This window comes from Paenibacillus sp. G34 (assembly GCF_056856875.1).
Genome location: NZ_CM166469.1, coordinates 1873905 through 1887084 on the forward strand (window position 1 = coordinate 1873905; position 13180 = coordinate 1887084).

The 13180-nt window shown below is 46.0% G+C and carries 15 protein-coding genes; 9 read left to right on the forward strand and 6 right to left on the reverse strand.

Features of this window, described 5'->3' with window-relative positions; translation table 11 throughout:
- Positions 1-175: 175 nt before the first annotated feature.
- Positions 176-445, reverse strand: coding sequence for a SunI/YnzG family protein (locus tag AC1VYS_RS08590; protein ID WP_482913886.1), 270 nt, complete (start codon positions 443-445; stop codon positions 176-178).
- Between the two features lie 268 nt (positions 446-713).
- On the opposite strand from AC1VYS_RS08590, the gene AC1VYS_RS08595 reads away from it, so the two are divergent.
- Positions 714-1196: a hypothetical protein gene (locus AC1VYS_RS08595; protein WP_482913887.1), complete on the forward strand. Its 483-nt coding sequence runs from the start codon at positions 714-716 to the stop codon at positions 1194-1196.
- Positions 1197-1308: 112 nt separating this feature from the next.
- A complete protein-coding gene (locus AC1VYS_RS08600; protein WP_482913888.1) occupies positions 1309-1911 on the forward strand; it encodes a DUF1349 domain-containing protein in 603 nt (200 codons plus the stop codon).
- Between the two features lie 34 nt (positions 1912-1945).
- Here AC1VYS_RS08600 and AC1VYS_RS08605 read toward each other — a convergent pair whose 3' ends face one another.
- From AC1VYS_RS08605 to AC1VYS_RS08615, 3 genes are all read right to left on the reverse strand, one after another.
- Positions 1946-3058, reverse strand: a complete 1113-nt coding sequence (locus AC1VYS_RS08605) for an MFS transporter (RefSeq protein ID WP_482913889.1) — start codon at positions 3056-3058, stop codon at positions 1946-1948.
- Between the two features lie 89 nt (positions 3059-3147).
- A complete protein-coding gene (locus AC1VYS_RS08610; protein ID WP_482913890.1) occupies positions 3148-3681 on the reverse strand; it encodes a TetR/AcrR family transcriptional regulator in 534 nt (177 codons plus the stop codon).
- Positions 3682-3765: 84 nt separating this feature from the next.
- On the reverse strand, positions 3766-4536 hold the full coding sequence (locus tag AC1VYS_RS08615) for a DeoR/GlpR family DNA-binding transcription regulator (protein WP_482913891.1): 771 nt from the start codon (positions 4534-4536) through the stop codon (positions 3766-3768).
- Between the two features lie 321 nt (positions 4537-4857).
- Between AC1VYS_RS08615 and AC1VYS_RS08620 the strand changes: the two genes are divergently transcribed.
- From AC1VYS_RS08620 to AC1VYS_RS08640, 5 genes are all read left to right on the forward strand, one after another.
- Positions 4858-5811, forward strand: a complete 954-nt coding sequence (locus AC1VYS_RS08620; RefSeq protein WP_482913892.1) for a metallophosphoesterase family protein — start codon at positions 4858-4860, stop codon at positions 5809-5811.
- A gap of 23 nt (positions 5812-5834) precedes the next feature.
- Positions 5835-6692: a DMT family transporter gene (locus AC1VYS_RS08625; protein ID WP_482913893.1), complete on the forward strand. Its 858-nt coding sequence runs from the start codon at positions 5835-5837 to the stop codon at positions 6690-6692.
- Positions 6693-6836: 144 nt separating this feature from the next.
- Positions 6837-7691, forward strand: a complete 855-nt coding sequence (locus AC1VYS_RS08630; RefSeq protein WP_482934502.1) for a GyrI-like domain-containing protein — start codon at positions 6837-6839, stop codon at positions 7689-7691.
- A 299-nt stretch (positions 7692-7990) separates the two neighbouring features.
- Positions 7991-8542 carry a nucleotidyltransferase family protein gene (locus tag AC1VYS_RS08635; protein ID WP_482913895.1) on the forward strand — a complete coding sequence of 184 codons (552 nt, stop codon included), beginning with the start codon at positions 7991-7993 and terminating at the stop codon, positions 8540-8542.
- Positions 8543-8578: 36 nt separating this feature from the next.
- Entirely contained in the window at positions 8579-9322 is a 744-nt protein-coding gene (locus AC1VYS_RS08640; protein WP_482913896.1) for a YdcF family protein, read from the forward strand.
- Positions 9323-9417: 95 nt separating this feature from the next.
- Here the strand turns inward: AC1VYS_RS08640 and AC1VYS_RS08645 are convergent, their stop codons facing one another.
- The gene (locus tag AC1VYS_RS08645; protein ID WP_482913897.1) at positions 9418-10860 is read right to left on the reverse strand and encodes a M56 family metallopeptidase; all 1443 of its coding nucleotides are present in this window, start codon (positions 10858-10860) and stop codon (positions 9418-9420) included.
- 9 nt (positions 10861-10869) lie between these two features.
- Positions 10870-11244 carry a BlaI/MecI/CopY family transcriptional regulator gene (locus AC1VYS_RS08650; protein ID WP_441928011.1) on the reverse strand — a complete coding sequence of 125 codons (375 nt, stop codon included), beginning with the start codon at positions 11242-11244 and terminating at the stop codon, positions 10870-10872.
- A gap of 217 nt (positions 11245-11461) precedes the next feature.
- Between AC1VYS_RS08650 and AC1VYS_RS08655 the strand changes: the two genes are divergently transcribed.
- Together AC1VYS_RS08655 and AC1VYS_RS08660 are read left to right on the forward strand one after the other, a co-directional pair.
- Positions 11462-11992 carry a hypothetical protein gene (locus AC1VYS_RS08655; RefSeq protein ID WP_482913898.1) on the forward strand — a complete coding sequence of 177 codons (531 nt, stop codon included), beginning with the start codon at positions 11462-11464 and terminating at the stop codon, positions 11990-11992.
- A gap of 89 nt (positions 11993-12081) precedes the next feature.
- Positions 12082-13008 (forward strand): TIGR01777 family oxidoreductase, encoded by a 927-nt coding sequence (locus tag AC1VYS_RS08660; protein WP_482913899.1) that lies wholly within the window; start codon positions 12082-12084, stop codon positions 13006-13008.
- Positions 13009-13180: the final 172 nt, after the last annotated feature.

Sequence of the window (13180 nt, forward strand, 5' to 3'; positions counted from 1 at the left end):
TGCTTAAGAGGAGTGCGACTTGTTTTTCCTATGGGAGTTCGTTCTAGTCAGGTATTAGAAAGTGTTACGGGGCAAATAGAAAACGTCGGAGAGCATTCTCCGACGTTTTTGCAATATAAAATGAGGATCACTAGTTTTAAAGATTATGGAATATGAAAAGAACTCAAACAGATCGTTAACTTGTTGAATGAGTCAACATGGTTGTAATCGCAGGAAATAGATTCACACTATTTGTAAATAAAATGTATGATTGATTTGTGGTGCGAATTAGAATTCGTTCGGTTGTACCACCGACAGGACCAATTCGAATCGCTGAGGGTTCACTGCCTCCATATGTATCATCCAGCGTGACAGATGTGATCTGAGCGAGGGGGATTTCATATTTGGATAACTGCCAGCGAATGATTAGATGATCCTCTACTTGTTTTGCGCTTACAGCAAACATAGGATGACCTCCATTTCTAGAATCTGAAATAGGTGTACGTAAATCATAATTCTAGTTTATCACTTTTGGTTAAAAATTCCTAATTAATAAAGATGAGACTAAATTGAGATTACAACATAAGATATAGTCAACTATTGAGAGATAAGCCGGGATCTAATCGGGGAAGTAGAACCAATCCAATGTCTGAAAAGAGATGATCTGCATGAAGCATCTTAATGGATACCATTATTTTGAGAAAAGTATAGGCCCCTTCCATAATCTCTCGAGTTTGTCTCAAAGTGAAGCCGAAGCAGTTTCACAACAGATTCGAAAGGGAGGCCGAGTTTTTGCAAGTCAGCGGTCATCCGACTACATAACAATAAGACGAGGGCTAGAGCAGCTGGCATATAAGAAATTCACAGCTAAGGGAGGGAAGCCGGCGCTAGACTACCCCCATTATCTAACGCTCGGTGTCTGCCCATGGTTAGAATCCTGGTATGGGGAGCCGGACCATGTCATTATTCCATGGGGGGAGCTTCCAGCCGAAGTTGTGAGCTTCACATACGGCGATCTCTTTCCAACGATGCGTTATGAAGACGGTAAAGCATATCGCAAGCAGGTGTATACCAAAGCCGAAATCGTTGAACTGATTCAAATCTATGGCTTGCCACAGGAATGGAATCCGACCGGACAACAGGGGCCTGAACGATACATTGAGGTGCAGGTCTGGGATGAACGTGTTGTTAAGCCGTTCCGCAAGTCCAATATATGAAGTGAAGGGTGGGGAGCGGTCGATACCTGAACAGGATTTGCTGCTTGATGCACCGAATAGTTGCATAGATAATCTTTCCAAAATAATTTTACAGTCCAGGGAGTGTTGCATGATGAATCTGTTTGAACAGAGTGCAGGTAAGAGATTATCTGCCAATCTGGAGTGGTTGAATGAGCCTGAGGAATGGTGCATCGACAATGGAGAAGTGAGAATTACCGTGCCGCCGGCCAGCGACTTTTTCATTGATCCGGCGGGCGCGGCGGTGAAGGAATCTGCACCATTTTTACATACAAAGATTACAGGTGATTTCAGTATCGTTGCTCAGGTAGACGTTGAAATGAAGGAACAATATGATTCGGGATGTTTGATGGTCAGAGCGAATGATACAACTTGGGCGAAAGTATGCTTTGAATATTTTGAAGAACAGCCATCCATTCTGAGCGTTGTTACTCGCGGTGACTCGGATGACTGTGTGTCCTCTCCAGTACATGTAACCAAGCCGTATCTGCGTTTGGCCAGGGCTGGTCGAAGTTTTGCCTTCCATTATTCCGAGAACGGAGAGAAGTGGAAGCTGGTTCGTTATTTTGGTATGGATTGTCCCGAAGAGATACAGGTTGGCATTGTGGCTCAGTCTCCGATCGGACAAGGAACCAAAGTGAACTTTAGCTCTGTCCAATTACAGTCGGGCTTGAACGGAAGTATTCTACAAGTATAATTCCCTTCCGTCTTCTGCCGGCATCGTAGCCGGCTCAGGTTGGTTTTACACGAAGGAACAACCCCAATAAACCAAGCATAGCAAAAGTCGTAAAAGCTGCTGTGCTGGAAAACACCTCAATGGTGTATCCCGCCATAAATGATCCTAGAAATTGTCCCACGCCTAATGCAAGAAAAGCGAGACTAATACCGATGGAGACATTCGGTTGGAACAGTCTCGTTGCCCATACGATAAATATGCTTGTGAGAAAAATATATGTGCTACCGAACAGGGTGGCGGAAATCAGACTTGCCGTCATCGAAGGCAGAAGAATAACACCGAGCGAGATGGATAACAACAGAATGCCTATTCGATACGACCAGCTTAACTCAATTCGTTCTATAATCCGGCCTGCACATCCGCCAAGTATACCTGTCACGCCCATGACAATCCAGAAAAGGACGGCTTCCGAATCGGAGGCCCCTTTTTCATCCGTAAGAAAGTTCCGGGCAAAAGTCCAATAGATTGCTGAGCTTGCACCGGTTAACAAACAAGCCATGAGTAAGGCCGAACCTGGTCTGGTCGGTCTCATGCAAGACCAGATGGACTTGGTGCAAGGAAGCGTTTTGGTTGCAGGAATTGCATGTCTGTTCCATAACAACACAGTTATTCCGATCATGGCGAATAGAATATAACTTATACGCCAGTAGTCGGTGAACAGTAAATACAGCGGGCCGGAGACGGTGATGCCAAAGCTGGTTCCTGTATTAATCCAGCTGTTGCCTCTGGCGTGGAGGTCTGGTGCAAGTTCGGCACCGACAGCATTTCCGAGAGCTGGGGATGCCCAGCCTGTGCTGAGTCCGGCAAGAAAAACGCTGACGGCAAGCAGCCAGGCATCATGGGACAAGCCAATACCAATTAAGCCAAGAACAGCACTGATTCCTGCAAGCTGTATGACGTAATGGTGCCCCTTACGATTGATAATGAGTGGTGCAGACAGAAGTGCAAGACAATAAGCAATATAGGTTGCCGAGTTGATGGCCCCGGATGCCGATTCGGATAATTGTAATGCCTCGGAGATTTCTGGCATAAACAGTCCGTAACTGAAACGCCCAAAAGCATAACACACAGCAATAAGGGCAACGCCAGGCAGGACTATCTTTTTCATTATGATTCCACCGCCTTTTTTAGATAGAACGATCATTATATTTCTTATGAAATAAAAAAGTGAGTTGAAATATGAACTCACCCTTTGTGTTATGAATTGAAACTATTTTGCGTCATGTGAATCAGTTCCCGGCAGACATCTGTTACATTTTCCGTTTCGGCCAGCGCCGTCGAACCCTCTAACAACAGCATAAACTGCATGATGTTCCGATCATTTGCTTTGGGATCACATTTTTTTATCAGGGTCATGACATGTTTTTTGTGCCCGTTCACTGTTTGCACGATAACATGATTTGGATCAGCCCCGAACTCTTCCTTCGCTCGTAAAAAAAGGCATCCTCTGGCTTCATGCTCCATCAACCACTTGGCATGACCTTCAGCCAGATTGAGAAAAACGGACTGGGCCATGTTATCTGCATACAATCGTAGTTGCTCCAGATAACGCTGCTCGCGGCGCAGGAGCACCTCGACAATCAGGTCATCTTTGGATGCAAAGTGGTTGTATAACGTCATGATAGCAACATCAGCATCGGTAATAATGCGTTTTAATCCAATGGCATGAAAGCCATGCAGATAGAACAAATCCTCGGACACGTTCAGGAGCATTTCTTTTTTGCTGCTCATGATTGCTAACACACTCCTTCACCCAATTTTTACTAAAAAATAGAATGATCATTATATCCAAAATATAGAAAACAGATTCCATTGTCAATCGAGGATTAGGGTTTCGATCTCCAGCCGCCCAAAGTTTTCGATCCATTCGACCGGGCAAGCTGAGCCGGTAATGACCATAGATATATGCTCAACAGGTGCAATCTTGGCAAACGTAGAGCGTCCAAACTTGGTGTGATCCGCCACGAGGATCGCTTCCTCCGCACGTTCCATCATTTTACGCGAGATTAAAGCTTCTTCAAGGATATAGTCTGTTATACCATCCGTGAAGGAAACACCGCCTGCCGATATAAATGCTTTGTTGACTTTGAACTGACTCAGCATTTCGTGTGCGGCAGGTCCGGTGGAGGCTTGAACCGCTGTGTGGATCTCACCTCCGGCGAAAATAATTTTGCCAGCAAAAGATTCCAGAGCAACAGCCAGAATGGGTACGGAATTCGTGATGACTGTGACATGCGAGCGGTGCTGCAATTGACGCATGATTTCGAGTGTGGTTGTGCCATTGTCCAGCATGATGGTCTCGCCGTCCTCAATCAAGGAAGCTGCTGCCACAGCAATAGCCTTCTTTTCTTGAACTTGCAACTGAGAGCGCTTCTGGAAGGGAGCTTCGATCATGCCGGAGCGCACACGTACAGCACCTCCATACACTTTACGCAACTCGCCTTCTTTCTCCAGACGATCTAAATCCCGCCGTATGGTTTCCGTAGATACCTGAAAGTGCTGAGCTAGCATTTGTACTTGAACTTTGCCTTGGGTGGCAAGCTGGGTAAGGATGGTCTGTTTTCGTTCCTCGTATGTTAATGACATTAAAATCGTGCCTCCTTACATTCTGGACGATTGGTTTTTGTGTGGATTATTGTTGTTTTTAATAGTGTAAGTTTGTGAAAATCACTTGTCAATTTCATTTGGCAGTTGTGAGTAGACGTATTGACAGACCATTGATGTGAGGATAATATCATATAAATCAACAAAAACAACAAGAAACCACATAATAATACAGAGTGGAAATAAGTCTATTAATGCCATAATCAGCAATACATATAACTAATCTATCAAACCGCATGACAGAAGTGAAAGTTCTTGCTTGCTTTCAATGCGTATTCATGTGGTATTCGGGAGGACAAAGGATTGAAACAACAGCTGGCTTTTCGTGAAAATGGGACCTTTACCATCGTACAGTTTACCGATTTACATTGGAAAGACGGGCGGCCTGAAGATCTCCGAACCCAGCGGATGATGCAAACCATCATCAAGCTAGAGCAGCCTGATCTTGTTGTGTTTACAGGCGATGTCATCTACACCGGGCCTGTGGAACCGGGGAATCAAGCATGTGAGCATCCAGCGCAGGCTTTTCGTGATGCAATCTCGGTTGTGGAGACTTGTGGAATTCCGTGGGCTTTTGTATTTGGCAATCATGATGCCGAGCAGCGCATTACTCCGGCGGAGCTAATGCTTGTTGTTCAGGAGCATGCGCATAGTGTGACGGAAGCGGGCTCGCGTGATATTGCAGGGTTGGGCAATTACACGCTGGAAATTGCCGGGGCGAATGGACTTCCGGCAGCCGTGTTGTATCTGCTCGATTCCGGGAGTTATTCGACCGTGGAATCGATCCCCGGTTATGGTTGGATTCAGCAGAGTCAGCTCCGATGGCTGATGGATGAATCCACACGCGTCAATCCCGGCCGCAGCCCGGGGGATAAGCTGCCAGCCTTGGCGTTTTTCCATATCCCGATTCCGGAATATCAACTGATGTGGGACAGTCAGGTTTGCTATGGCAACAAATATGAACCTGTCTGCTGTGCGCAAGTCAATTCGGGGTTGTTTGCTGCACTGCTGGAGATGGGGGATGTAATGGGTACGTTCTGCGGACACGATCATGTGAATGATTTTCACGGCCAGTATCAAGGGATACGTCTTTGTTACGGGCGTTCGAGTGGCCACAGTACCTACGGAAGGGAAGGTATGCTACGCGGAGGACGTGTCATTCAGATGCGTGAAGGTGAGCGGGCGTTTGATACCTGGCTTCGACTGGAGGATGGATCCGTAATGAGGGAACAGCCGGAGCATCAACCTGAGCAATAGAAACAGAGAGGAACGTTTACAGCATGATTTTACCGTTAATTCTGGTGCTTGCTTCAGGAATGGCACATGCCGTCTGGAGTATGTTTACGAAGCGAAGTTTGAACAAAAGTGTTTTTCTATGGTCGATTATGATGATTCCGACCGTATTACTGCTGCCTGTGCTGGTGATGGAATTGTCTCGTGAATCGTTACCGATATCGTCCTATGTTCTACTGATCGTATCGATGGGGCTACAGGCGCTATATTCCTGGCTGTTGTCTCAGACGTATGAGCTTGGCGATTTGTCTCAGATCTATCCGATTATGCGGGGCACGAGTACGTTGCTGGTGCCGTTGATCGGGGTTGCTTTTCTGGGAGAAAGGTTGTCAGGATTCGGATGGTTAGGCATTGCCTGCATGATTGTTGGTTTCACGGTTCTGAGCGGTGTGGGGAGCAGGAAGGGAAGAGCAGGATCAGGAATGCAAGGGGCGAAGCCGATACTTATGGCCTTGTGCGTTGGATTATGTACGACGAGTTATGTATTTGTGGACAAATTAAATCTGCAGCATATTTCTCCCCTAGCGTTGCTTGAGGTCACGAATATTGGTTTTGTGGCTGGATTAACGCCAGCGCTGCTCGCCTCAGGTGGTTTACGTCAGGAGTGGAAGGTGAATCGTTCGACCATTCTGCTTGGAGCGTTGCTGAATCCGGGGTCGTATTTGCTCTTTCTGTTTGCATTGGAACAGGCACCAATGGCCAGGTTGGGTCCGCTTCGGGAAGTGGGTACGGTATTTGCGGCTTTTCTGGGGGTTTGGTTGTTAAAAGAACAGCAGGGCATGAAACGCATCCTTTGTTCCATTGTTATTTTTGGTGGCATCCTGCTGATTGGCATGTGGGGATGATATAAGAGACAGAGCGATGTTTAGTCCTGTAGGGACGTGAAATGAACATCGTATACCTCATGCTTATGCTGCGTACCGGACAGAGAAAAGCACAAAATGACAGGCCTCCGTGTGCATCTTCTTGTATTATAGGAGCAAGGAGTGATGAACCACATGAAATGGGTGGAAGCCATACAAAAGTCTATTCAATACATGGAAGAGCATTTACTGGAGCCTATGACGGTGGAACAGATTGCAGCACAAGCGCACATGTCTGCGTTTCATTTTCAACGTATCTTTCATTTAATGACCGATGTTACCGTGGCAGAGTACATCAGACGCAGAAGATTAACATTGGCTGCGCATGAACTGCTGCAATCCGACCATAAAATTATGGATTTGGCCTTCAAGTATGGCTATGATACGCCTGAATCGTTCACCAAAGCTTTTCGCAGACAACATGGTATAACGCCAAGGGAGACTCGCAAGTCTGGTGCTTCAGTCCAGTCATATAATCGACTCGTTATTCAAATCCGTTTACAAGGAGCAGAGCCAATGAAGCATCATATTGTTGAACAAGAGGCATTTTCCATTGCAGGCATTAGACAACGGTTTTCGTATGTGGATGGGCAGCATTTACAGGGAATCGGTAATATGTGGGAGGAAGCATACAGCAGTGGTGCAGAGGATCGGATATTGGCGTTAAATGATGGGGTAATCCCAGGTTTGTTAGGTGTGTGTGTGGATCAAGCCGAGATGAAGGACAAACAGATGGAGTACTGGATTGCAACAACGTATGAAGGGGAGCAACCGGAAGGATTATCTACGTTATCGTTCCCCGCGAGCAAATGGGTGGTTTTCGAGGTGGAGGAACCGATGCCTCAGGGAATGCAAAACCTGTGGAAACGTATTGTAGGTGAATGGTTCCCTTCAAATGCATACGAACATGCCTGGCTGCCTGAACTGGAAGTCTACCGCGGCATGAAACATGCGCCTCAAATCTGGATACCGATTAAATAGCTTGATAGAAAGTATTAAATAGCCTCGATAGTAAGTATTGAATATCTGGATCGTAAGCTTTAGTTATCTTCACCAATGATCATCGATCAATATGACATCACAACTCCGCTCAGGAACCGTGATTTTCAGGCGTGCATTCGTTTCGGATGTGCTGAAAATGACAGCTTGAGGGGAGTTGTTTATTTTATTCCAGGGTTAAAAACATGTTATATTGAAAGATAGTTGTCACAAACCATATGAACTGACTAATGAACAGGATTGAAGATATCCGTTGCCGTCTATTTTAAGGAGGGGTTGTTGTGCAATACGAAGAACGGTTTGTCCGAACGTTGCGACAACATAAGCAGATCATGCAGGATTTGCGGCTTGTGCGTTCGCTAGAGCTACCCGATTGTTATATAGGTGCGGGTTATATTCGTAATTACATATGGGATGATCTTCATGGATTTGCCAGACGTGAATTACATAGCGACATTGATGTTGTCTATTTCGATTCTGCCGATCTCCGAGAGGAACGGGATTACGAACTTGAGCAGGAGCTACGTACTGCAACAAGTAACACGAAGTGGTCGGTTAAAAATCAGGCCAGGATGCACCTGCGCAACGGAGACATGCCGTATCACTCTACTGAAGATGCACTGCGCTTTTGGCCTGAGCAAGTAACAGCCATAGGTGTACAAGTACATGAGGGCAATCAAATGAGGATATGTGCCCCTTATGGGCTGGAGGATCTGTATTCGTTAGTTGTACGCAAAAGCCCGGCCTTTAAGGATACGGCCTACTACAACGAACGTGTGTGCAAAAAGAATTGGCAAGAGCACTGGCCGAAGCTAACGATTATAAGAGCTTGAGATAAAAAATATGAGGTCTTAATTACCGAAAGGAGTGTGGCTGTACTGATACAGAAATTTTTGCGGGAGAAAGGATATATTCTTGATTTAATTCTTCTCGGTTGTCTGGTGTTCTTTTTGATCTTCTGGGGCTGGAACTTTGCGGTGAAATTTTTTGCTCTCCTCACGGCGACCTTTATCATATTAAGACGAATTGATTATGAGAAACACATCTGGTTTAAACATGTACTGTTGGTTATTTTCGGGATTGGTGCGGTTTCTTTTGTTATTATTGAAGCCCTTGTTTTTACCCAGCTTGGTTCAAAGGATACAGAGCGAGCGGATTATGTCATCATTCTCGGGTCGGGTATCAAGGGAACTGAATTGTCACTGACCTTGAAACAAAGGCTGGATGCCAGTCTGGAATACATTCGTAGTTACCCAGAGACACCAGTCATCGTTTCCGGGGGGCAGGGGCCAGGTGAATCCATTCCCGAAGCGCTTGCGATGAAAAATTACCTGGTCGATCAGGGCATTGCGCCCGATCAAATTATTATGGAGGATCGCTCGACAAGCACGCAGGAGAATCTAGCTTTTTCTAAAAATATCATCCTTGCCTCCGGGCTGGATCATCCCAAAATTATGATTGTCACGAGCGACTACCATATGTTCAGATCAAAATATATCGCAGCCAAAAACGGCTATGCCGCAGAATATGGTATTTCCGCTCCTTCACCCGGGTATTTGAAACCGATCAATATGATTCGTGAATACTTTGGCGCAGTCAAGGCATTTCTATAATAAAACGAGAAACAGGGCGAAGCGGAATGAAGATGCTTCGTCCTGTTTCTCGTTTTAATGGGTAACGTATGCTTACAGGATGTTCGCGTCACATCCTATTTTTCAGCAGGATCACTAGCTGCTCTAATTTCAGTAACTGGGGTTGTATCAGATCTGGAAGATCTGACGGAAGGGGCAACTTCAGTGACCTCATCCCTAGGGGTAGTAGCTCTGATCTCAGAAGGGCGTACCGAAGTATCTCTGGAAGATCTGACGGAAGGGGCAACTTCAGCGATCTCATCCCTAGAGGTAGTAGCCCTGATCTCAGAAGGACGTACGGAAGTATCTCTGGAAGAGCTGGCTGAAGGAGAAGCTTCAGCGATCTCATTCCTAGGGGTAGTAGCCCTGATCTCAGAAGGGCGTACGGAAGTATCTCTGGAAGAGCTGGCTGAAGGAGAAGCTTCAGCGATCTCATCCTTAGGCACAGTAACACTCACCTCAGCAGCTTGGGATGAAGTTTTTCTGGAAGTATCAGGTGCAGGCACAGCTTCAGTTGCTTTTGATTCTACTTTGGGTGTGTGGTTGGATGCCCATACGGCTGTGGACGTACTAGCTACGGCAATCAGACATAAAGCTCCGATCGTGATCATCCGATGCTTTTTATTCATTTTTTTTACATCAAACATCATTGTTAATCTCCTTTTGAGTTGTTTTCCTTCCCCGGAAAGGGAGGAGCAAAATTGTACAGGTACGTTTCTTGCGCCCGCCATCACGCTTAAAATATTTTCTCCATAGCGTTTGCGATCTTCAAGGGACATCTTCTGCACGACCTTTTCATCACAAGAAAACTCACTCCACGTATGAATCTCCTGCCGAAGAAGGTGAACGAGTGGATTGAACCAGTGCAGGGCACTGACGAATAAAGTGATGGCCTTGACCCATAGATCCTTATGTTTAAGATGAGTTAATTCATGGTGATAAACCAGTCTCATATCCAGGTGGATTGTACCGGATAGAGGTAAATAAATCGTGGGTTTAGTCAAACCGACCAGTACAGGACTACGGAGAATCGGACTATAGGCCAGTCGAACATGCCGCCGAATACCAAGCTTTTTCTTGATAACAGGCAGCAAAAGGGCTACCTCGCTGTTCTCCTGCACATCCGTTCGGGTACGTTTTAATTCATTGGTGAATTTGCGATAACAGTAGATCTGCCACGTTGAATAAACGAGAACGCCCACTCCCCAAACACCGAGCAGAACATAAGCCACAGTAGAAGATATAGTCCACTCTTCTGGTGCAGGAATTCCCCCAAATATGTTTCGCACGCTGTCGGAAGGTTTAACGGTTGTGTTCGATGTGTGTAGAAATAAGCTTGCAAACCAGGAAATCCCGAACGACAGGGGAATCACATAAAAAACGACAGCCATTTTACTCAAACCGTAACGCCAGTGAGCCGGGAAAAGGTTAACATTCAGAAGGCGCAGTGCAAGGATGCAGGCTGTAGCCATGCTTCCGCCCATGGACAAGGCTACGAGCAGTTCCAGAAAGATATTCATGATCGGCACCTACTTTTCCGACAGCCATTTTTTTAATTCTGCAATGTCATCCTCTGAAAGTTTATCCCCGTCGTACATGGCTGAAACCAGATTTTTAACAGAGCCTTGGTAGAGTCCATCGAGTACGGTTTTTGTTTTCTGGAGTTTGTAGTCTTCGGGAAGCAGAAGAGGTTCGTAATAGTTTGTTCGACCCTGTCTGGTTACGGTGAGCGCTCCTTTATCAACAAGTCTGGATAGAAAAGTTGAGATAGTCTGTGCCTTCCATTCTTTTCCCTTTAACTTAAACATGTCTAACAGTTCGGAAGAAGTGACCGGAGGAGTACAAGACCAGATCACCTCCATCAGTTCCAGCTCGGTTTCGGACCATTTTTGAATTTGGTGCACCACAAAAGCACTCCTTTACAACGTTATGCGTCCATAACGAAAATGAATTACTACACTACGTAGTACATTTAAATTACTACAACGTGTAGTAATAGTCAAGCATGTGTATGAAAACCTCTTGATTCTTCTTGTGCATCGCAGATAGTATTGGAGAAAAGCGTGTTATACTATAGGTCAACAAAAGATGAATGAGATGAACGAAACGAGTCAGGAGTGAATGATCATTACAGCATTTCAATTAGCTGCTCTGGAGGAGCAAAAGAACATTTCAACGATCGAACTGCAAGATATTATACGAATGCTTGCCCATGCGCCCTTACTATATGATGATGGTCAGCAGATTCAGGTTCAGGATTATTTTGAGGGACTTGAAGTGGAGCTAACAGATGATATTCGTCGTGCGGCGATTGAATTGTACGAACTGGGTGTCAAGGCTTGTCGCCGTTTCACGGATGTACTGGATTATGAGCAATTGCAAGATGTGCTTGGACTACAGGCCGAGTTGTGGCAGGATGGTGTGCTAACACTGCGTGATTGGATGAAATGGCTTAAGCAGATTGGCGAAGGGCGGCGAGCTCTACCTGTGTATGATTTTGCGACTATATTGGGTGACTTACCTGAAGGCTATATGATTCATGATTTTCATGATGAACTACAATATCGACTTGAACAGGATGCTACGAATGTCTGGGCAAACGAAGAAAGAAATCGATTATATACAGCGATTGGTGTGCAGGGAAGAGTCTAAATGTAGCTTTCCGCTCCACACAAAATGCGAGTTATATCAAACGAAAAGGCCTCTGGTGCTGTTTAATCTGATATGGATGAACTGCATATATGTCATTTGACCATCTGGGGAAACGAGGGGATACCGTGAAAAAGGTTGTACTTGCTGGTGGAACGGGATTTGTTGGCCGGGATTTTGCACCCCGATTTAAAAAGCTGGGATACGATGTGCTCGTGATCTCACGTCAATCCGGGCACATCGCCTGGGAAGATCGAGCAGCCATCATTGAAGCGCTTGAAGGCGCAGAGATGTTGATCAACTTGGCTGGCAAATCTGTGAATTGTCGCTACACGGAAGAAAATCGCAGAATCATTTTCGACTCCAGAACAGAAACCACACGTATTCTTGGAGAAGCGATACTGGCATGTACACAGCCTCCTGAATTGTGGATTAACTCCAGTACAGCAACCATTTACAGACATGCGGAAGATCGCCCTATGACGGAAAAAGACGGCGAGATCGGTTCAGGTTTTTCCGTGGAGGTAGCCAAAGCATGGGAGCAGGCATTTTTCGATTTCAAGCTGCCCTCTACGCGACAGATTGCGCTGCGCATTGCGATTGTACTTGGTGAAGGCGGGGTGATGGAACCGTTGACGAATCTGGTCCGATTTGGCCTGGGAGGAGCGCAGGGAGCAGGAACCCAGCAGTTTAGCTGGATTCATATTGAGGATCTGTTCCGCATGGTGAGGTTTGCACAAGAGCATCCAGAGCTGGAAGGTGTCTTTAATGCTTCGTCTCCGCATCCGGTGACCAATCGGGAACTGATGGCGAGTCTGCGGAAACAGATGGGGGCAAGTATTGGACTTCCGTCTCCACGCTGGATGCTTGAGCTTGGAGCCATATTCATCCGTACGGAAACGGAACTGGTACTTAAGAGCCGCTGGGTAATTCCCGATCGTATGGAAAAGGCAGGCTTCACGTTTACGTATGCTTCGCTGGATGCGGCGCTCACGGATCTCCTCAAGCGAACAAAGTAACTCGCGCGCAGTAGAAAAGCAGAAGCCCGATAGACACGTATTCTTACATCGTGTATACACTGTGCAGAAGATCATTCATATCGTGATGGGGAGGGCAGAGCAATCTGCCCTTCTGTCCATTGCCCATTATTCAGTTGGAGGCATATGCGTTTAATGATTACTAGCACAAAAT

What these genes read in the sequence shown, in the direction of transcription:
- AC1VYS_RS08590 (WP_482913886.1), bottom strand. Translation starts at nt 445, where the DNA reads ATGTTTGCTGTAAGCGCAAAACAAGTAGAGGATCATCTAATCATTCGC.
- AC1VYS_RS08600 (WP_482913888.1), top strand. Translation starts at nt 1,309, where the DNA reads ATGAATCTGTTTGAACAGAGTGCAGGTAAGAGATTATCTGCCAATCTG.
- AC1VYS_RS08605 (WP_482913889.1), bottom strand. Translation starts at nt 3,058, where the DNA reads ATGAAAAAGATAGTCCTGCCTGGCGTTGCCCTTATTGCTGTGTGTTAT.
- AC1VYS_RS08610 (WP_482913890.1), bottom strand. Translation starts at nt 3,681, where the DNA reads ATGAGCAGCAAAAAAGAAATGCTCCTGAACGTGTCCGAGGATTTGTTC.
- AC1VYS_RS08615 (WP_482913891.1), bottom strand. Translation starts at nt 4,536, where the DNA reads ATGTCATTAACATACGAGGAACGAAAACAGACCATCCTTACCCAGCTT.
- AC1VYS_RS08625 (WP_482913893.1), top strand. Translation starts at nt 5,835, where the DNA reads ATGATTTTACCGTTAATTCTGGTGCTTGCTTCAGGAATGGCACATGCC.
- AC1VYS_RS08630 (WP_482934502.1), top strand. Translation starts at nt 6,837, where the DNA reads ATGAACCACATGAAATGGGTGGAAGCCATACAAAAGTCTATTCAATAC.
- AC1VYS_RS08645 (WP_482913897.1), bottom strand. Translation starts at nt 10,860, where the DNA reads ATGAATATCTTTCTGGAACTGCTCGTAGCCTTGTCCATGGGCGGAAGC.
- AC1VYS_RS08655 (WP_482913898.1), top strand. Translation starts at nt 11,462, where the DNA reads ATGATCATTACAGCATTTCAATTAGCTGCTCTGGAGGAGCAAAAGAAC.
- AC1VYS_RS08660 (WP_482913899.1), top strand. Translation starts at nt 12,082, where the DNA reads ATGTCATTTGACCATCTGGGGAAACGAGGGGATACCGTGAAAAAGGTT.